The sequence below is a fragment of the Amycolatopsis sp. PS_44_ISF1 genome (genome assembly GCF_032335455.1).
GTDB lineage: Bacteria > Actinomycetota > Actinomycetes > Mycobacteriales > Pseudonocardiaceae > Amycolatopsis.
On record NZ_JANUXO010000001.1, the window covers coordinates 2,273,229 to 2,291,589 of the forward strand.

17 protein-coding genes are annotated in these 18,361 nt (G+C 72.2%); 8 read left to right on the forward strand and 9 right to left on the reverse strand.

Translation table 11 applies throughout. The features are described from left to right. The first annotated feature begins 147 nt into the window (after window positions 1–147). Window positions 148–1,575: an NAD(P)/FAD-dependent oxidoreductase gene (locus NYF13_RS10410; protein ID WP_315655925.1), complete on the forward strand. Its 1,428-nt coding sequence runs from the start codon at window positions 148–150 to the stop codon at window positions 1,573–1,575. 166 nt (window positions 1,576–1,741) lie between these two features. Here the strand turns inward: NYF13_RS10410 and NYF13_RS10415 are convergent, their stop codons facing one another. The 3 genes from NYF13_RS10415 to NYF13_RS10425 form a co-directional block, all read right to left on the reverse strand. Further along, complete coding sequence (locus NYF13_RS10415) at window positions 1,742–2,305, reverse strand: TetR/AcrR family transcriptional regulator (RefSeq protein ID WP_315655927.1); 564 nt, start codon at window positions 2,303–2,305, stop codon at window positions 1,742–1,744. Continuing rightward, on the reverse strand, window positions 2,302–3,087 hold the full coding sequence (locus NYF13_RS10420) for an SGNH/GDSL hydrolase family protein (protein ID WP_315655929.1): 786 nt from the start codon (window positions 3,085–3,087) through the stop codon (window positions 2,302–2,304). The genes NYF13_RS10415 and NYF13_RS10420 overlap by 4 nt, the downstream gene beginning before the upstream one ends. Before the next feature lie 84 nt (window positions 3,088–3,171). Then, entirely contained in the window at window positions 3,172–4,224 is a 1,053-nt protein-coding gene (locus tag NYF13_RS10425) for an aldo/keto reductase (protein ID WP_315655931.1), read from the reverse strand. Between the two features lie 71 nt (window positions 4,225–4,295). On the opposite strand from NYF13_RS10425, the gene NYF13_RS10430 reads away from it, so the two are divergent. Further along, on the forward strand, window positions 4,296–4,832 hold the full coding sequence (locus tag NYF13_RS10430; RefSeq protein ID WP_315655933.1) for a TetR family transcriptional regulator: 537 nt from the start codon (window positions 4,296–4,298) through the stop codon (window positions 4,830–4,832). A 145-nt stretch (window positions 4,833–4,977) separates the two neighbouring features. On the opposite strand, the gene NYF13_RS10435 is transcribed toward NYF13_RS10430, so the two are convergent. Further along, window positions 4,978–6,450: a GAF domain-containing protein gene (locus NYF13_RS10435; protein WP_315655935.1), complete on the reverse strand. Its 1,473-nt coding sequence runs from the start codon at window positions 6,448–6,450 to the stop codon at window positions 4,978–4,980. Window positions 6,451–6,554: 104 nt separating this feature from the next. Between NYF13_RS10435 and NYF13_RS10440 the strand changes: the two genes are divergently transcribed. From NYF13_RS10440 to NYF13_RS10450, 3 genes are all read left to right on the forward strand, one after another. After that, complete coding sequence (locus NYF13_RS10440) at window positions 6,555–8,078, forward strand: aldehyde dehydrogenase family protein (protein ID WP_315655937.1); 1,524 nt, start codon at window positions 6,555–6,557, stop codon at window positions 8,076–8,078. Further along, window positions 8,078–8,464, forward strand: coding sequence for a DUF779 domain-containing protein (locus NYF13_RS10445; protein ID WP_315655940.1), 387 nt, complete (start codon window positions 8,078–8,080; stop codon window positions 8,462–8,464). The genes NYF13_RS10440 and NYF13_RS10445 overlap by 1 nt, the downstream gene beginning before the upstream one ends. 110 nt (window positions 8,465–8,574) lie before the next feature. Then, window positions 8,575–9,270, forward strand: a complete 696-nt coding sequence (locus NYF13_RS10450; RefSeq protein ID WP_315655942.1) for an MOSC domain-containing protein — start codon at window positions 8,575–8,577, stop codon at window positions 9,268–9,270. 4 nt (window positions 9,271–9,274) lie between these two features. On the opposite strand, the gene NYF13_RS10455 is transcribed toward NYF13_RS10450, so the two are convergent. Next, entirely contained in the window at window positions 9,275–10,852 is a 1,578-nt protein-coding gene (locus tag NYF13_RS10455) for a family 20 glycosylhydrolase (RefSeq protein WP_315655943.1), read from the reverse strand. 151 nt (window positions 10,853–11,003) lie between these two features. Next, entirely contained in the window at window positions 11,004–11,924 is a 921-nt protein-coding gene (locus NYF13_RS10460) for an NADP-dependent oxidoreductase (protein WP_315655944.1), read from the reverse strand. An 80-nt stretch (window positions 11,925–12,004) separates the two neighbouring features. On the opposite strand from NYF13_RS10460, the gene NYF13_RS10465 reads away from it, so the two are divergent. Beyond that, a complete protein-coding gene (locus tag NYF13_RS10465; RefSeq protein ID WP_315655946.1) occupies window positions 12,005–12,583 on the forward strand; it encodes a helix-turn-helix domain-containing protein in 579 nt (192 codons plus the stop codon). Window positions 12,584–12,764: 181 nt separating this feature from the next. On the opposite strand, the gene NYF13_RS10470 is transcribed toward NYF13_RS10465, so the two are convergent. Continuing rightward, window positions 12,765–14,639, reverse strand: coding sequence for a propionyl-CoA synthetase (locus NYF13_RS10470; protein ID WP_315655949.1), 1,875 nt, complete (start codon window positions 14,637–14,639; stop codon window positions 12,765–12,767). A gap of 192 nt (window positions 14,640–14,831) precedes the next feature. Between NYF13_RS10470 and NYF13_RS10475 the strand changes: the two genes are divergently transcribed. Then, window positions 14,832–16,631 carry a serine/threonine-protein kinase gene (locus NYF13_RS10475; protein ID WP_315655951.1) on the forward strand — a complete coding sequence of 600 codons (1,800 nt, stop codon included), beginning with the start codon at window positions 14,832–14,834 and terminating at the stop codon, window positions 16,629–16,631. 18 nt (window positions 16,632–16,649) lie between these two features. Here the strand turns inward: NYF13_RS10475 and NYF13_RS10480 are convergent, their stop codons facing one another. Next, window positions 16,650–17,207 carry a TetR family transcriptional regulator gene (locus NYF13_RS10480; RefSeq protein WP_315655953.1) on the reverse strand — a complete coding sequence of 186 codons (558 nt, stop codon included), beginning with the start codon at window positions 17,205–17,207 and terminating at the stop codon, window positions 16,650–16,652. A gap of 115 nt (window positions 17,208–17,322) precedes the next feature. Here NYF13_RS10480 and NYF13_RS10485 point away from each other — a divergent pair, with 115 nt between their 5' ends. Continuing rightward, window positions 17,323–17,652, forward strand: a complete 330-nt coding sequence (locus NYF13_RS10485; protein WP_315655955.1) for a muconolactone Delta-isomerase family protein — start codon at window positions 17,323–17,325, stop codon at window positions 17,650–17,652. Between the two features lie 50 nt (window positions 17,653–17,702). Here the strand turns inward: NYF13_RS10485 and NYF13_RS10490 are convergent, their stop codons facing one another. Beyond that, entirely contained in the window at window positions 17,703–18,293 is a 591-nt protein-coding gene (locus tag NYF13_RS10490) for a class I SAM-dependent methyltransferase (protein WP_315655957.1), read from the reverse strand. Between the last annotated feature and the right edge of the window lie 68 nt (window positions 18,294–18,361).

The window sequence follows — 18,361 nt, forward strand, 5'->3', positions numbered from 1 at the left end:
ACGGTAGGCGTGGGGTACGACAATATTCGATCAGATGTTCGGAAGGCATCCGGGGCGGCCCCACGAGCCGGTCGTCCGGGGCGGGAACGGGCGGTAGGGTCGGGTGATGGGCAGCACGGGGATCGCCGAGGCCGGGCCGGGCCGGTCGTGACCGACGCCGCCGTGGTCGGCTCCGGGCCGAACGGGTTGGCCGCCGCGGTGCTGCTGGCCCGCTCCGGGTTGTCGGTGGAGCTCCACGAGGCCGAAGCCGAGCTGGGCGGGGGCGCGCGGTCGGCCCGGCTGTTCGACTCCGACGTGGTGCACGACCTCTGCTCCGCCGTGCACCCGATGGCCGCCGCCTCCCCGTTCTTCCGCGGGTTCGACCTGGCGGCGCACGGGGTCGAGCTGTGCTACCCCGAAGTCGCCTACGGCCATCCCGTCGACGAGCACCGCACCGGGATCGCCTACGCGGATCTCGAGCGCACCTGCGAGCGCCTCGGCCCGGACGGCGGGCGGTGGCGCCGGTTGATGGGTCCGCTGGTCGAACACAGCCGTGAGGTCACCGACCTCCTCCTCGGCGACCTCCGCCACCTGCCCGCGCTCGGCCCGGCACGGCTGCTGCCCCCGCGGGTGCTGGCGCTGACGGCCGACCCGTTCCGCGGCCCGGAGGCGGCCGCGCTGGTCGCCGGGGTCTCGGCGCACACGATCGGACGGCTGCCCTCGCTGGTCGGCGGCGGGATCGCGGCGTTGCTCGGGCACCTCGCGCACGCCACCGGCTGGCCGCACCCGCGGGGCGGCACGCAGGTGCTCACCGACGCGCTGGCCGCGGACCTGCGCGCGCACGGAGGCCGCATCCACACCACCAGCCGCGTGACCGACCTCCGCCAACTCGCTCACGCGCGCGCGGTGCTGCTCGACCTCGCCCCGCGCGGTCTGCTCGACATCGCGGGCGCGCACGCGCCGGCGGGCTACCGGCGCGCGCTGGAGAAGGTCCGCTACGGACCGGGCGCGGCGAAGGTCGACTTCCTCGTCTCCGAAGCGATCCCTTGGCGGGAAAAGGAACTCGTGAAGGCGGGCGTCGTCCACCTCGGCGGCACGCGGGCCGAGGTCCACGCGGCGGAGAACGCCGTCGCGGCCGGACGCCGGGCGGCTGAGCCGTTCGTGCTCCTCGCCCAGCCGATGGCCGCCGACCCCACCCGCGGCCGGCCGGGCCGCCAGCCGGTCTGGGCCTACGCCCACGTGCCGAACGGGGATCCGCTCGACCCGACCGAAGTCGTCCGCCGCCGGATCGAGCGGTTCGCACCCGGCTTCGCCGACACGGTCCTCGCCTCACGGGCGGTCCCGGCGAGCGCGCAGGAGGCCCACAACGCGAACTACGTCGGTGGTGACATCGCCGCCGGGGCCGTAACGCTGCGGCAGGTGCTCGGACGCCCGGTTCCGCGCTGGAACACCTACCGCACCCCGCTTTCCGGCGTCTACCTCTGCTCCGGCGCGACCCCACCGGGGCCGGGCGTGCACGGGATGGCGGGACTGCACGCCGCGAAAGCCGTGCTGCGCCACGAGTTCGGCATCCGGCAACTGCCGCCGGGCTGGTGAAGACCGGTCACGGCCGGTGGCGACCGGCCCGCCAGGGTTCACTCGGGGCTGCGGTCGGATTCGGCGGGCGCGGTATCCGGTAGGCAATGGTCACCCATTCCCGCTGCTCGGCGGAGAGCGCGCCCAGGGCCTGGGAAGGAACCACGGTGCCGACCTTCCCCGAGTGTCAGCCCAAGTACGCGTCGAGCGTCACAGCGAGCGCGGATTCCGGCGAGGGCGCGAAGCTGGCCCCGGCCAGGCCGCCCCACAACCACAGTTGCGCCAGCCCGTGCAAGGCCGCCCAGAGCGAGGCGGCGACGAGCCGTGAATCGGTTCCTTCGCGCAGGCGGCCGTCCTTCTTCGCTTCTCGGTCTTCGTGGACCAGCTTGGCGAAGAAGTCGAAAACGATGCTGCTCGCGCTGGCCAGACCGGGCTCGCCCGGGTCGGTCAGATCACGGCGGAACATCAGCTCGAACATCGCCGGGTTGTTCAGCGCGAAGTCGACGTACGCGTGACAGGCGGCCGTGAGGCGTTCTCGCGGGGTGCCGTCGGGGAGTTGGGAGCCGCGTTCGAGTAGCTGCGTGAAGCCCCTGGTGGCGACGACGGACAGAAGCTCGGCGCGCCCGGCGAAGTGCCGTAGCGGCGCGCCGTGGGAGACGCCTGCCGCCTTCGCGATGCCGCGCAACGTCACGGCTTCGACGCCGGCGTCGGTCAGCAGAGCGGTGGCGGTGCTGATCAGCCGCTGTCTCACTGCGGGACCTCGCTGAAGGCCACGGGCAGCAGTTCGGGGCGCTTGGGCAGGAAGCCGTCTCCCGGGGAGCGCCCGATGAGGCGGTTGCGCAGCCGGGTGACGCCGACCGGCAGCACTTCCTGGTACAGCCAGCGCAGGTCGGCGCGGACGCCGGAGCGCTCGGGCGACCCGGGCAGCGGACGGAGCCAGCCGCCGTCGTGGCCGACGCCGAGCCGGTCGAGCACGTGCCCGGCGACGCGGAGGTGCCCGGTTTCGGACAGGTGCAGGCGGTCCGGGCCGAAGTAGCGGGAGTCGTGCGCGGCCTGGTCGGGCCAGAGGTCCACGAGCTTCGCGCCGTAGCTGACCGAAGCCTCGCGGATGGCGTCGTTGAGCGCGGTGACGCGGGGCCGCATCCGGGCGCCGAGCGGCATGCGGTGCGAGATGTCGCTGAGGGTGAACGTGACGACCGCCGGGGCGATACGCGTGCAGCGCCGGATGGCGGCATCGACGCGGCGGGCGACCGTGCGCGCGTCCCAGCCACGGCTCATCACGTCGTTGCCCCCGCCGAACAGGGCGATGAGATCGGGCTCCAGCCGTTCGGCGGTCGGAAGCTGCTCGGCGGTGATCTGGTCGAGGCGCCGCCCGCGCACGGCCAGGTTGGCGTACCGGAACCCGGCCTCGTCCCGAGCGAGCCGTCCGGCGACGAAGTCGGCCCACCCGCGGTACTGGCTGTGGTCGGGGTACGGATCGTCGAGCCCCTCGGCGCAACTGTCGCCGACGGCGACGAATCTCTGGAAGCCCATTTCGAATCTCCGTAACCCCTGGTTCATGTTGTGGACACTGTCTATCAAACTTGAGTAGACGGTGTCTACACGGGGCTCGGCCGGTCAGATCACCGGGACCAGCGGGGGGTCGAGGAGGCTGCGGTCGCCGTCGAAGCCGTGGGCCAGTGCGGCCGCCACGTCTTCGTGGGGTGTGCCCGGCCGGATCGCGCTGACCCGGTCCAGCCGCTCGTAGTGCTCCGGGCTGAGCTCGAACTCCAGGGCGTCGAGGTATCCCTGGAGGTGGGCCGGGGTGCGAGGGCCGACGATGGGGATCATCGTGGTCCGCGCCCGGGCGGCGCGCCGGCGTAGCCAAGCCAGCGCGACCTGCACGGGGCCGGTCCCGGCTTCGTCGGCGACGGCGAGGACCGCGTCCAGCACGGCGGAGCGGTGCGCGGTGCCCTCGGTCTCCGTTGCCGCGGACCGGGCGCTGAGCCGTCCCGGTTCGCCGCGCCGGTACTTCCCGGTCAGCAGTCCGCCGGCCAGCGGGGAGTACAGGACGACCCCCAGCCCGTGGGCCTGGGCCATCGGCAGGAGTTCCCGTTCCGCGGAGCGCTCGGCCAGGCTGTACTCGGTCTGGAGGCCGGCCAGCCGCGAAGCCCCGCCCAGCTCCGACTGGACCGCGGCGCCCGCGATCCGCCAGGCCGGGAAGTTCGACAGTCCGCCGTGGCGGATCTTGCCGGCGCGGGCCAGGTCTTCGAAGCCGGCCAGGATCTCCGCCACCGGGGTGACGCCATCGGGGAAGTGGGGCATGAGGACGTCGACGTAGTCGGTCTTCAGCCGCCGCAGGCTCTCCTCCAGGGAGCGGATCATGGTCTTGCGGCTGTTGCCGGTGGTCCCGGGCCGGGGCTGGGCCTGCCTGGTCCCGCTGTACTTGGTGATCACCACGAATTCTTCGCGTTCGCGGCCGAGGAGGTCACCGAGGACGGTCTCGGCCTCGCCGTCCTGGTAGACGTTCGAGACGTCGAAGGTGGTCCCGCCGGCCGCGACGAACGCCTCGAAGATCGCCTTGGCGCCGGCCGGGCCCGTGGCGGCCGGGGCCGAGCCGAAGTTGGCGGTGCCGAGCACGTACTCCGAGACCCGCAAGCCGGTCCGCCGACCGAACGTCTGGTAGCGCATGGAGTCTCCTCCTCGGGGGTGGGTGGGGTATGGTTCGGACGCTACCACAGAAAAACGAATGGTCGTTCTTTATGCCGAGAGTCACGCAAGCCCACCTCGACTCGCGTCGCCAGCAGATCCTCGACGCGGCCCGCGCCCGGTTCGCCACCCACGGTTTCGCGCGCACGTCCATGACCGACCTGGTCGAAGCATCGGGCCTGTCCACCGGGGCGATCTACCGGTACTTCAAGGGCAAGGACCAGATCGTCGCCGCGATCTGCGAGCACTCGAGCCAAGCGCTCCCCACCGAGCTGACGGCCGGGTCCGTCCATGGTTTCCTCGAGCACATCCGCGCCATGGCGCGCGAGGAGGACCACGCCCGGCTCGTCGCCCAGATCTACGCCGAGGCCGCCGTTTCCCCACCGCTCGCCGCCCTCGTCCGCCGGCAGCTCGACGAGCTGCGCACCGCGGTCGCCGGGTTGCTGCCCGACCACGAGCCGGCCGAAGCGGAGCGGATCGCCGAAGCCTTCGTGACCCTGTGCGGTGGCTACACGCAGCAGCTCGCCATCCGTGGCGACCTCGACCCGGCCCCGTTCGCCGCCGCCCTCGTATCGATCATCGAGTCGTGACGCCCGGCCCGGGTGGTGGCCACGCCGCGGATGCAGCGCGATCATCGAGACGAACGAGCCGACACGCCAACGCACGCTGAAACCGACTGCGGGGCGAACAGGGGCTCTAAGTGGTCGCGCGCCAGGAAGTCCCGACCGAGACGGCCTAACCTAGCCGGTTCCGGTGGGTGCGCGCCGCGGCCAGGCGTGGGTCGTCGGCCGGGAGGCGGGCGCACAGGGCCGCCAGGACCTCGTGGTCGTCCGAGCCGGAGGAGGTCTCCCAGAACGACCACAGCACCGCCGGGTCCGGGCTGTTCAGGGCCAGCTGGCGGACCTGGGCGGTCAGGGCCTCGCGCTCCTCGAGGATCGCCGGTGCTTCGGATTCCGGGAGCAGCGGGCCGCGGAAGGCCTCGACGGCTTCGGCCGCCGAACCGCGGCGCAGGGCGGCGCGGATGCGCAGGAAGTCCGCGTCGACGTCGGCGGCCAGGCGGTACGGGCGGGTCTGCACCACCCCCGTGCCGAGCTGCGTGCGCAACCGGTGGATCTCCGCCCGCACGGTGACCGGGTTGCCGCTCTCGCCGTAGAGCTGCAGGGCCAGGCGCTCCGCCGACAGCCCACGCGGGTGCAGGGCCAGCAGGGTGAGGATCTCCGCGTGGCGCAGGGTGAACGGGATCGGACGACCGTCCACAGTGGTGATTTCGGGGTTGTCGGCCAGGTACTCCAGCTTCAGCCGGCGCCGGTGCGCCGGGCCGGAGGTGGCCAGGCGCAGCAGGAAACCGTCGTCGAGCGGGTCGACCACGGCGATCCGGCCGTCCGGCAGGGTCACCGTGCCCCCGCCGCGCCGTACCTCCACAGTGGACGGAAGTGAGCACGATTCCGCGGCCAGCACCCGTCCGCCGGCCGAGAGCAGGGCGCCGGGACGGCCGTGCAGCGCGTCGAGGTGCCGCATGTTCCGGCGCCGCACCTGCTCGTCGCGGACCGCCAGCCGGGCGCGCAGCTGGCCCTCCGCGAGCTGGGCGGTGGCGGTGACCAGCGCGAGCATCGCCGGGTGCACGGTGCGCAGCGGACCGCTGACGTCGATCGAACCCAGCAGCAGTCCGGTCTCCGGGTCGCGCACGGGCGCCGCCGCGCAGGTCCACGCGTGGTAGCGGCGGACCAGGTGCTCGGCCGAGTAGATCTGCACCGGCTGACCGGTGGCCAGCGTGGTGCCCATCGCGTTGGTGCCGATGGCCGCCTCGCTCCAGCGGGTGCCCTCGGTGAGCGCCACGCGGTCCGCGCGGACCAGCACGCCGGACGCGCCCTCGCGCCAGAGGACCAGCCCCTCGGCGTCGGTCACGATCATCATGTGCTCGGCGTCCTCGGCGATGCTCACCAGGTTCTGGCGCAGCAGCGGCAGCAGCGGCGCCAGCGGGTGCTCCTCGCGCAGTCCGGACACCTCACCCGGTTCGCAGACCATCGGGGCCTCGCCCGAGTCCGGGTCGACGTGCGCGGCCAGGGAGCGCTGCCAGGAGTCCGAGACCACCGAGCGGGGGGAGCGCGGGGCCGGGACCCCGGAGAGCACCGCCTCGCGGACGTGTTCGAGCAGCCGCGCGTACGACTCCGGATCGCGCAGCAATTCCGGCTCGGGCAGCTCCGCCACCCTCCCAGAGTAGAGACCCGGCTCACAGCGGCGCAACGTCGGTGCAACCTAGCCCGGCCTAACGTTCGCAACCGTCCGTCACCCCCGGCAACGAGGCAGGAAAGATGGCCGTTTACGCCGCACCGAACACCGACGGCAGCGTCGTCGACTACGAGACCCGCTACGACCACTACATCGGCGGCGAGTACGTCGCCCCGGCCAGTGGGCAGTACTTCGAGAACCCCACCCCGATCACCGGCAAGACGTTCACCGAGATCGCCCGCGGCACCGCGGCCGACATCGAACGGGCCCTCGACGCGGCGGAGGGCGCCGCGCCGGCGTGGGGCCGCACCTCCGTGGAAGCGCGCTCGGGCCTGCTGCTCAAGATCGCGGACCGGATGGAGCAGAACCTGGAGAAGATCGCGGTCGCCGAGGCGTGGGACAACGGCAAGGCGGTGCGGGAGGCGCTCGCCGCCGACATCCCGCTGGCCATCGACCACTTCCGCTACTTCGCCGGCGCCCTGCGCGCGCAGGAGGGCGGCATCTCGCAGATCGACGAGAACACCGTCGCGTACCACTTCCACGAGCCGCTGGGCGTGGTCGGGCAGATCATCCCGTGGAACTTCCCGATCCTGATGGCGGTCTGGAAGCTCGCCCCGGCGCTGGCCGCGGGCAACGCGATCGTGCTCAAGCCGGCCGAGCAGACCCCGGCCTCGATCCACCTGCTGCTCTCGCTCATCGGCGACCTGATCCCGCCCGGGGTGCTGAACGTGGTCAACGGCTTCGGCGTCGAGGCGGGCAAGCCGCTCGCGTCGAGCAACCGCGTGCGCAAGGTCGCGTTCACCGGTGAGACCACCACCGGGCGGCTGATCCTCCAGTACGCCAGCGAGAACATCATCCCGGTGACGGTGGAGCTGGGCGGCAAGAGCCCGAACATCTTCTTCGACGACGTGGCCGCCTCGAACGACGCGTTCTACGACAAGGCCCAAGAGGGCTTCACGCTCTTCGCGCTCAACCAGGGCGAAGTCTGCACCTGCCCGTCGCGCGCGTTGATCCAGACCGGCATCTACGACTCGTTCCTCGGGGACGCCGTGGAGCGGGTGAAGAAGATCAAGCAGGGCAACCCGCTCGACACCGAGACGCAGGTCGGCGCCCAGGCGTCGAACGACCAGTACGAGAAGATCATGTCCTACATCGACATCGGCAAGCAGGAGGGCGCGAAGGTCCTCACCGGTGGCGGGAAGGCGGACGTCGGCGACGAGTTCAGCGGCGGCTACTACGTGCAGCCGACGGTGTTCGAGGGCGACAACAAGATGCGGATCTTCCAGGAGGAGATCTTCGGCCCGGTCGTCTCGGTGGCGAAGTTCGACGACTACGCCGACGCGGTGAAGATCGCCAACGACACCCTGTACGGCCTCGGTGCCGGCGTCTGGTCGCGGGACGGCAACACCGCCTATCGCGCCGGTCGCGACATCCAGGCCGGCCGGGTGTGGGTGAACAACTACCACGCCTACCCCGCGCACGCCGCGTTCGGCGGGTACAAGGCCTCGGGGATCGGCCGCGAGAACCACAAGATGATGCTGGACCACTACCAGCAGACGAAGAACATGCTGGTCTCCTACTCCGACCAGGCCCTCGGGTTCTTCTGATGGACCAGCCACGACGGGTGGACCTCACCGAGTCCGCGGGCGACCTGCTGCGCAAGCTGGCGGCCGTCCACGGCCCGGTGATGTTCCACCAGTCCGGTGGGTGCTGCGACGGCAGTGCCCCGATGTGCTACCCGCTCGGTGAGTTCAAGATCGGCGAGCGGGACGTGCACCTGGGCGATCTGGCCGTCGACGGCGTCGGCGCCGTGCCGGTGTGGATGTCCGGACCGCAGTTCGAGTACTGGCGGCACACGCACCTGACCATCGACGTCGTGCCCGGGCGCGGCAGCGGGTTCTCCCTGGAGGCACCCGAAGGGGTGCGGTTCCTGATCCGCTCGCGGTTGTTCAGCGACGAGGAGTCGGCGGCGCTGAACGGCCCGCCCGGGTGACCGATGACGGCGGGGCGGGGCCTCCGGTAGCGGAGGCCCCGCCCCGTTCTCGCGTCTGCCTGCGAAAACACGGTCGAGACCGGACCGGCGCCGTGTTACGTTCGCACCCTATGAGCGACCTCCGACTCGCCGCCGTCTTCGTCGGCCGCCCCAGTGTGCTCGGCCACCGCCGCGACCAGCCGATCCTCAGCGCGATCGTGAAGGAACCGGTGACCGCGCCGGAGCTCGCGCTCACCGAGCTCAACCTCGACGGCGACGAGCAGGCCGACCTCAGCGTGCACGGTGGCGTCGACAAAGCGGTTTACGTCTACCCGTCCGCGCACTACCCGGCGTGGACGGCCGACGGCTTCGACGTCGAACTAGGCCACTTCGGCGAGAACCTCACCGTCTCCGGCGCGGACGAGGCGACCGTGCGGATCGGCGACGTCTGGGCCTGGGGCCCGGCGCTGCTGCAGGTGTCCCAGCCGCGGAGGCCGTGTTTCAAGCTGGCCATGCGGACCGGGCGCAAGGACGTGGTGCCCGCGCTGATCGACTTCGGCCGCTGCGGCTGGTACCTGCGGGTGCTGCGGCCCGGCCCGGTGCCGACCAGCGGGGCGCTCACCGTGGTGGAGACCGACGAGGCCGCCCCGACCGTCGGCGAGGTGCACCTCATCGCGTCGGCCAACTTCGCGCGGCTCGAACGCCCGCAGGCCGAGGCGGGCATCCGGCTCGCCGAGCGGGTGCTGGCCACCCCGGCGCTCTCCCCGGCCTACGGCGGCGGCATCCGCTCGGCGGTCGACCGCTGGCGCCTGCAGCACGCCGGCTGACGGCTCACTTCCAGTCGACCTGCGGGGAGCGGTAGAAGTCGATCCCCTGGGCCTCCCAGCGCGGGGACTGCTTCGCCAGCCGCACGCGGTAGGTGTCCCAGCTGCGGGCGGACCGGGGCGACCAGCCGATCTCCGCCATCCCGGGCAGCCGCGGGAAGGCCATGTACTCCAGGTTGTCGCTGGTGCGCAGGGTCTCCGTCCACAGTGGAGCCTCGACCCCGGCCACGGAGCCCTCGCCCACGCCGTCCACCAGGGTGGCGGGATCCCAGTCGTAGGCGTCCTCGACCTCGACCAGACCGGCCCAGGCTTGGCCGAGCGGGGTCTGGGCGTTGTACTTCATGTCGAGGTACGCGTGGTTCGACGGCGACATCAGGATCTTGTTGCCGCGCGCGGCGGCGGCCGCGACGTCCGCGTTCGCGCCGCCCTGGTCCCAGTACTGCGGAACGGCCGAAGCCGGCGGCCGGCTCTTCGCGATCTCGTGCCAGCCGGTGATCAGCTTGCCGTACTTGGCGACGAGCGGGCTCACCTTCGCGTAGAACGCCTTGTAGTCGGCGTCGGTGGTGGAGTGCGCTTCGTCGCCGCCGATGTCGATGTAGCGGCCGGGTGTGATGGCGGCGAGCTCACGGATCACGTCCTCGACGAACTTGTACGTCGTCGGCGAGTCGATGCACAGCGAGCTGTAGCCCACCTCGGTGTCGGTGCGCGGCGGCACCGCCACCCCGTCGCAGTTCAACTCGGCGTACGTGGCCTGCGCCGCGTTGGTGTGCCCCGGCATGTCGATCTCGGGGACGATCGTGATGTGGCGCGAAGCGGCGTACGCAACGATCTCCTTGTACTGCGCCTGCGTGTAGTAGCCGCCGGGGTCGCCGCCCGCCGCGCCCTTCCCGCCTACGGTGGCCAGGCGCGGCCAGCTCTTGATTTCGATGCGCCAGCCCTGGTCGTCGGACAGGTGCAGGTGCAGGGTGTTGATCTTGTACTGCGCGATCTGGTCGAGGTACAGCTTCACCTGGGCCGGGGTGAAGAAGTGCCGCGCCACGTCCAGCATCGCGCCCCGGTAGCCGAAGCGCGGGTAGTCCAGCACCGAGCCGCCCGCGACCGTCCAGGAAGCGCGCCACCGCACGGACTTGCCCTCGATCGCCGAAGGCAGTAGCTGCCGCAGCGACTGCACGCCCTCGAACAGGCCGATGGAGGTGTTGGCCTTGAGCGTGACGCCGGACCGGGCCACGTTCAGCTGGTAGCCCTCGGTGCCGACGCGCGGGTCGGCGTGGCCCACCTCCAGTGAGATGGCGGGCAGCCCGACCGGGCGCGGGACCACCGGCAGCGGGTAGCCGGTCGCGGTCCGCAGCAGCCCCCGCAGGTACCCGGCGACCTCGCCCGCGCCCTGCCCGGCGCGGATCACGGTGAACGGGGTGAGGGCGAAGTTCGCCTTCGGGTCGGCCTGGGCCCGCACGGGCGCCGGCACGATGTCGGTGACACCGCGCTCGGTGCCCGAAGGCGCCGCGGAGGCGGCCCCGGGCAGTCCGAGCGCGGCGAGACCCAGCACGGTCAGTCCGAGCACGGCCCTGGAGAGGGTCTTCCTCACGGCAGCCTCCATGGGGGAGAAGGTGGACCCTTAGAGGTATAGACCATTCGCAAGGGCGGGACAACGCCCGAAGGGCTGGTGGTCCGGTCGGCGGAAGGCAACCGGGCCGATCAGCCGGGCCCCCTCTGGTTCGTGGCGCGGCTCCGGTGGTTCACAGCGTCACCACGATCTTGCCGTGGACGTGGCGCCCGGACTGGAGTTCGACGGCTTCGCGGATCCGCTCGACCGGGAAGCTCGCGGCGATCGGCACGGTGAGCCGCCCGGCGAGGATGGCGTCGGTGAGCTGCTTCGCCGCGCCCGCGGGGGCCTCGTAGCCGCTGGTGGCCCGGACGCCCTCGACCGGGTTGGCGGTGGCGGCGATGGTGGAGATCCGCTCGGGTGCGACGCCGAGCGTGAGCGCGGCCTCGGCGGTTTCGGTGCCGAACAGGTCGGTCGCCGCGGTCACGCCCCCGGGCGCCAGCGCGTGGACGCGGTCGGCCAGCCCGGGGCCGTAGGCCACCGGCTCGGCGCCGAGCCGCCGGAGGAAGTCGAACGTGCCCTCCGAGGCGGTCCCGATCACGCGGGCTCCGGCGGCCTTCGCGAGTTGCACGGCGAACACGCCCACGCCGCCCGCGGCTCCGCCGACCAGCAGGGTGTCACCGGAGCGCAGGCCGATCACGTCGAGCGCGGCGGCCGCGGTCATCCCGGCCACCGGGATGGTGGCCGCGACCTCGTCGCTGATGCCTTCGGCGATCGGCCAGACCTCCTGGGCCGCCGGTGCGACCACCACGAAGTCGGCGACGGCCCGGCCCAGCGCGCCGCCGTGGACCCGGTCGCCGACGGCGAACCCGGCCGCCCCGGGCCCGACCTCGTCCACCACGCCGGCGAAGTCGTAGCCGAAACCGGCGGGCAGGGTGATGCCGAACCGCCCGGCCGTCTCGGGCGCCGAGGCCAGCAGCCAGTCCATCGGGTTCAGCCCGGCCACCGTGACCCGGACCCGGATCTCGTCCGGACCGGCGTGCGGCTCCGGCACCTCCTGCACCTCGAGGACCTCGGGGCCACCGAACTTTTCGTAGCGGACCGCGCGACTCATGGGAACCTCCGGACAGCGATGGGACTTGGTCCCTTCACCATACACAGATTCACGGGACCAAGTCCCGTACACTGGATCACATGGCTCGCTGGTTACCCGACGCCCCCGGACGGCTCGCCGTCGCCGCGCTCGAGCTGTTCGCCGAGCGGGGCTACGAGGACACGACGGTGATCGAGATCGCGGAGCGCGCCGGACTGACCAAGAGCACGTTCTTCCGCCACTTCCCGGACAAGCGGGAGGTGCTCTTCGGCGGGACCGCCATGGCCGGTCTCCTGGCCGGCGGAGTCCTCGCCGCCCCGGCCGGAGCCACCCCGCTCGAAGCGGTGGCCCACGCCCTGGACACGGTCGGCGCCGAGGTCTTCACCCCCGAGCGCCGCGAGTTCGGCGCCCGCCGCCGCGCGGTGATCGCCGCCAACCCGGAGCTGAAGGAGCGCGAGGCGCTGAAGGGTCTCGGCCTGGTGGCGGCGGTGATCGACGCGCTCGAACGGCGCGGCGTGCCCGAACTGACTGCCCGCGTGGCGGCGGAACTCGGCGGGGTGGCCCTGGCGATCGCGTACGACCACTGGACCGAGGCCACCGAAGGCACCGAGGCCACCGGGTTCGGGGAGATCGCCCGGCGGACGCTCGAGCAGGTGCGGGCGGCCACGGCCCAGTGCTGAGCGGTCACGGCCCGGCACTGAGCGGGCCATTGCTGAGCGGCCCGGTGCTGAGCGGGCCATTGCTGAACGGCCACGGCCCAGTGCGGAGCGGGCCAGCGCCTGCCCGGACCGGCCGAGGGGCGCGTTGCGCGCCGGGAGCCCGGCGGGCCGCAGCCGGGACCGAAATCCCCGCGGTGCGGGATCAGCCCCGCAGCACCGTCCGCAACGCGTCCAGCACCGCCGGGTCCTCGATGGTCGAAGGAACCGCTTCCTCCCGCCCGTCCGCGATGCCGCGCATGGTCTTGCGCAGGATCTTGCCCGACCGGGTCTTCGGCAGCGCCGCCACCACCGACACCTCGCGCAACGCCGCCACCGGGCCGATGTCGCGGCGGACCAGGTCGACCAGTTCCTCCCGCAGTTGCCGCTCCGGGGTGTCCACGCCCGCCTTCAGCACCACGAAACCGCGCGGCACCTGCCCCTTCAGCTCATCCGCCACCCCGATCACCGCGCATTCCGCGACGGCCGGGTGCGCGGCCAGCACCGCCTCCATCGAGCCCGTCGACAGGCGGTGGCCGGCCACGTTGATGACGTCGTCCGTGCGGCCCATGACGAAGAGGTAACCGTCCTCGTCGCGGTACCCGGAGTCGCCGGTCAGGTAGTGGCCGGGGTAGCGGGACAGGTAGGCCTCGCGGTAGCGCTCGTCGGTGCCCCACAGGGTGGTCAGCGAGCCCGGCGGCAGCGGCAGTTCCAGCGTGATGGCGCCCTCCTGGCCGGCGGGCAGGTCCTCGCCGTCCGGGCCGAGGACGTGCACGTCCCAGCCCGGCACGGGTTTGGTGGCCGAGCCGGGTTTCACCGGCATCGGCTCCAGGCCGCGCGGGTTGGCGGCGATGGGCCAGCCGGTCTCGGTCTGCCACCAGTGGTCGAGCACCGGCGTGCCGAGGATCTCGTGGGCCCAGCGGTAGGTGTCCGGGTCCAGCCGTTCTCCCGCCAGGAAGAGCGCGCGGAACCCCGACAAGTCGTACTTCTTCAGCTCCGCCGCGTCCGGATCGACCTTCTTCACCGCGCGCAACGCCGTGGGCGCGGTGAACAGCGCCTGCACGCCGTGCTCGGAGATGACCCGCCAGAACGCGCCCGCGTCCGGTGTGCCGACCGGCTTTCCTTCGTAGAGCACGGTTGTCGCCCCGACCAGCAGCGGCGCGTACACGATGTACGAGTGCCCGACGACCCAGCCGACGTCCGAAGCCGTCCACCACACGTCGCCGGCGTGGACGTCGTAGAGCGAGCTCATCGACCAGGCCAGCGCGACGGCGTGGCCGCCCGTGTCGCGTACCACGCCCTTCGGCTTTCCGGTGGTGCCGGACGTGTACAGGATGTACAGCGGGTCTGTCGCCTTCACCGGCACCGGGTCCACCGGCTGCGCGCTCTCGACCAGGTCGTCCCAGTCCAGGTCGGTGCCGGACAGTTCGGCGCCCGCCCGCTCTCGCTGCAACACCACCACGTGCTCGGGCTGGTGCTCGGTGAGGGCGAGGGCGGCGTCGACGATCGGCTTGTACTCGACCACGCGCGTCGGCTCGATGCCGCACGAAGCGGCGATCACGAGCTTCGGTTTCGCGTCCTCGATGCGGGCCGCCAGCTCCTTCGGCGCGAAGCCGCCGAAGACGACGGAGTGCACGGCGCCGATGCGCGCGCAGGCGAGCATCGCGATCACCGCCTCCGGGATCATCGGCAGGTACAGGATCACGCGGTCGCCGAGCGTCACGCCCAGCGACGCCAGCGCGCCCGCGAACACCGCCACCTCGTCACGTAGCTCGCTGTAGGTGTAGCGCCGCTTCTGCCCGGTCACGGGCGAGTCCCAGATCAGCGCGTTCTGCCCGCCCCGGCCACCGTCGGCGTGCCGGTCGAGCGCGTTGTACGAGGTGTTCAGCTCCCCGTCGGGGAACCACCGGTAGAAGGGTTCGTCCGAGGCGTCCAGCGCCCGCGTCGGCGACTTCGACCAGTCGATCTCCCGCGCCGCGTCCAGCCAGAAGCCCTCGCGGTCGTCCAGGCTGCGCCGGTAGGTCTCGGAGTAAGCGCCCATGCTCGGTGTCTCCTCGTCGCCGGATCCCCACCCCAATCATGGCCCCGGCGGCAGCGTGACGCAGGTTTCACCGGCCGCCCAGGCGAACGGACCCGGCAACCCCGGCGAACCCGTGCGCGTCCTAAGCTGGACGGCGGGGAACGGGCCACTCGGCGGTACCCCGGCACCACCGACAGTGAGGGGAACCAGGCGGTGAGCGGATTCGCGAGCGCGCTGCTCTCGCTCGCCCACACCCTGTTCGGCCCGGCCTTCTGTCCGGGTGACTGGGTCTGGGCGACGACCACGGCCGGTGCGCTCGTCGCGCTGTTCCCCGCGCTGGGCGCGCTGGTGGTGGCCATCGTCCGCAAGGGCACCGGCAACCGCTACGACGCGACCACGCTGACGGTGTTCGGCCTGATCGGCTTCGTCACCGTGCTGCTGCTGCCGTGGCTGCTGTCCAACGGCATCTCCGGGACCTTCCGCGCGATCAGCACCGGCACCGGCACCGGCGGGCTCTCCAGGGCCGAGATCTCCTCGATGAGCCAGTCGTTCTGCTTCATCGACGGCTCGCAGTCGAAGTACCTGGGCGGCGGCAGCAACGTCTTCGAGACGCTCTTCTACTCCAAGGGCCTCAAGCTTTCCTACGGCCTGTACCTGCTCGCGTTCACCGTGCTGCCGGTCGGTTCGCTGCTGTTCGTGATGCTGCAGGCGCGCACCGCGTTCCGGCGCGGGCCGAAGTGGCCTTCGCGGTTCTTCTGGATCCCGTTCGTCGTGATGGCGCTGGCCAGCGTCGGGATGTCGGCGAACACGGCGGTGCACTTCTGGCTCGGCTTCCTGCCGTTCAGCGTGCTCGGGCTGATCCCGGTGGGGCTGGTCGGCCCGCCGCCGTGGTCGGTGATCAACCGGCCGGAACCGCGGCGCGAGCCCGAGCGGCCGCCGGTCGCGCCGGAGCCGGCGCCTTCGCAGCAACTGCCCCCGAGGCCCCCGCCGCCGGTGAACCGGCCGTACCCGGCCACGGCGCTCGCTTCGGCGCCCGAGCCGATGGGCCTGGCCGCGGCGCCGGGCCCGATCCCGCCGCCGCCCGGTTCGCGCACCGCCGGCGGCAGCCGGTACCGCCGGGTCCGCCGGCTCGGCCACGGTGGGTTCGGCACCGTCTGGGAGGCGGTGGACACCCAGCTCAACCGCACCGTCGCGCTGAAGATCGCGCACGCGCCGGACCGCGACACCGAAGAGCGCATGCAGCGCGAGGCCCGCGCCCTCGCCGTGGTGAACCACCCGAACTGCGTGAAGGTCTACGACCTGGCCGAGGAGCCGGACGGGCTCGCGCTGGTGATGGAGTACCTGGAGGGCCGCCCGCTGGCCGAGGTGGTCGACGGCCAGGGCCCGCTCGACGACGTCGCCGCCGGACGGCTGTGGGCCACCATGGCGGGCGCGCTGGTCGCCGCCCACGAAAAGGGGGTGCTGCACCGCGACCTCAAGCCGTCGAACGTGATCCTCGACCCGGCCGGTCTGGCGCACCTGATCGACTTCGGCATCGCCCGCAGCCAGGGCGACTCGAAGATGACCGCCACCGGCATGATGATCGGCACCCCCGACTTCGTCGCCCCGGAGCAGGCGATGGGCGCGCCGGCCAGCCCGGCCTCGGACGCCTGGCAGCTCGCCGCCACGGTCAGCTACGCCTTGTCCGGCCAGCCCCCGCGCGGCACCCGCGAGACGCCGATGGCGGCGCTGATGGCCGCCGCGCGCGCGGAACCGGTGACGCACCTGCCGCGCCGGTCCGCGCACGCCCGCATCCTCGCCGCCTCACTCGACCCGGAGCCCCGCCGCCGCCCGACCCTGGCGGCGGTCAAGCGTGAGGTCGAGGGCTGGCTGAGCCGCGCGGGCAAGTCCGCGGACGGCCCGGTCACCCAGATCGTGCCGCGTCGGCCGCGTCAGGCGCCCCAGTCCCAGTCGCCTCAGTCCCAGCCGCCCCAGTCGCCTCAGCCACCCCGGTCGCCCCAGTCGCGCCGCTGAGCCGCGCCCCCGGCCGGTTCAGGTCAGGGTTCGAAGCTGGGCGAAGGCCTGGCGGGTGACTTCGCGCAGGTCCAGGTCTTCGGCGGCCTCGACCCAACGCTGGAACGCGACTCGGTACACCGCGGCGCCGGTCTCCGTGGCCAGGCTGGCGCCGGGCTCGTCGACGCCGCGGCGGCGAAGCCCGTCGGCGAGCGCGGACGACAGGTGCGCGAGCTTGCTCAGCTCTCGTTCCCGCAGTTCGGCGTTCGCCGTGATCACCGTGTGCCGCTGCCGGACGAGTTCGCGGTCGTGCCCGATGACCTCGGCCGCCGCTTCGAGCGCAATCGCGACCACTTCGAGCGGCGACGCCGTGGCGGGCGCCGCTTCCAGCGCGGCCAGCGCTTTCTCCTCCAGCTCGGCCGCGGCGTCGAACAGGACTTCGCGCTTGTCGGCGAAATAGCGGAAGAAGGTGCGGGCGGTCACTCCGGCCCGTTCGGCGATGTCGGCCACCATGGTCTGCTCGAAACCACGTTCGAGGTACAGGGCCAGTGCGGCTTCACGCAGCCGGCCGCCGGCCCCCGGCTCCCATCGTCCCATGCCGCCCAGGGTACGGAGTGCTCCCGGCGCCGGACTCCGGCCGCGATGTCATCTGGTGACATCGCCGTGCTAGGGTCATGTCATCAGATGACATCAACGGGTGGAGGTACCGGCCATGGCCCCGATTTCCGATTCAGCCGCGGTGCAGACGTTCATGGTGGCCGCCGTGCTGCGCGAAGACGCCGACCTAGCGGAGTTCGCCGCACTCCGCGGCGAAGAAGAGAAACAACTGGAACGGCTGCGCGCCGAAGGCCGGATCGGCGCCCACTACGTCTCGCCCGCCCGGCGGGCCACGTTCGTCGAGGTCATCGCCGCCGATGTGCCGCAGGTCGAGGCGACCCTGGCGACCTTGCCGTTCGCCCGGTTCTTCGAAGCCGACATCTACCCGACCACGCCCCCGGACGCCGCGGAACTCGCCCACCGGGCGCGATTCGGAACGGCGTGACCAAGCAGGCCCCCACGGATGGAGGGACCCTGTTACCTGCTCCGGCGGCCTCACCCCGTCCGGTCCGCGGGCTGAGCCGGTTTGACCGCCGAGAACTCGACCCGCTCCTTCGGCTGGTGCCGCACCTGCACCTGCTCGAACCCCGCCGTGCGCAGCCGTTGCGGCAGCGTGGCCGGATCGACCACGTTCATCGTGTCGCCCAGGTGCAGCAGGCGGAAGCGGAAGCTGAGCTGGCTGTCCGTGCCGCAGTAGGTGCCGCCCGGGCGCAGGACGCGGGCGGCCTCGCCGAAGATGGCGTCCTGCAGGGCGTTCGTCGGCACGTGATGCAGCATCGTGAAGCAGACGACGGCCGAGAAGCGCCCGGTGTCGAACGGCATCTGCGCACCGCTGCCCTCCGCCACCCGGGCCCGGTCGCCGAACTTGGCGCGCAGCAGTTCGGTGGAAGCGTGGTCGATCTCCAGCACGGTCAGCTCGGGCACCACGTCGAGCAGCACGCTGGTGGTCGCGCCGAAGCCGGGGCCGATCTCGAGGACGTCGTCGCCGAGATCGTGGCGCGCGAGCCAGGCCGGCAGCACCCGGGCGATCATCGCGGCCCATTTCTGCGAGCTGCACAGCTTGCGGTGGACCAGGTTCATCGGCATGGCCGCCACGCTAGGAGGCTCCGCTCGTGACCGTAAGGCGATAGGCTGACAAACCGTGTCGCCGGACG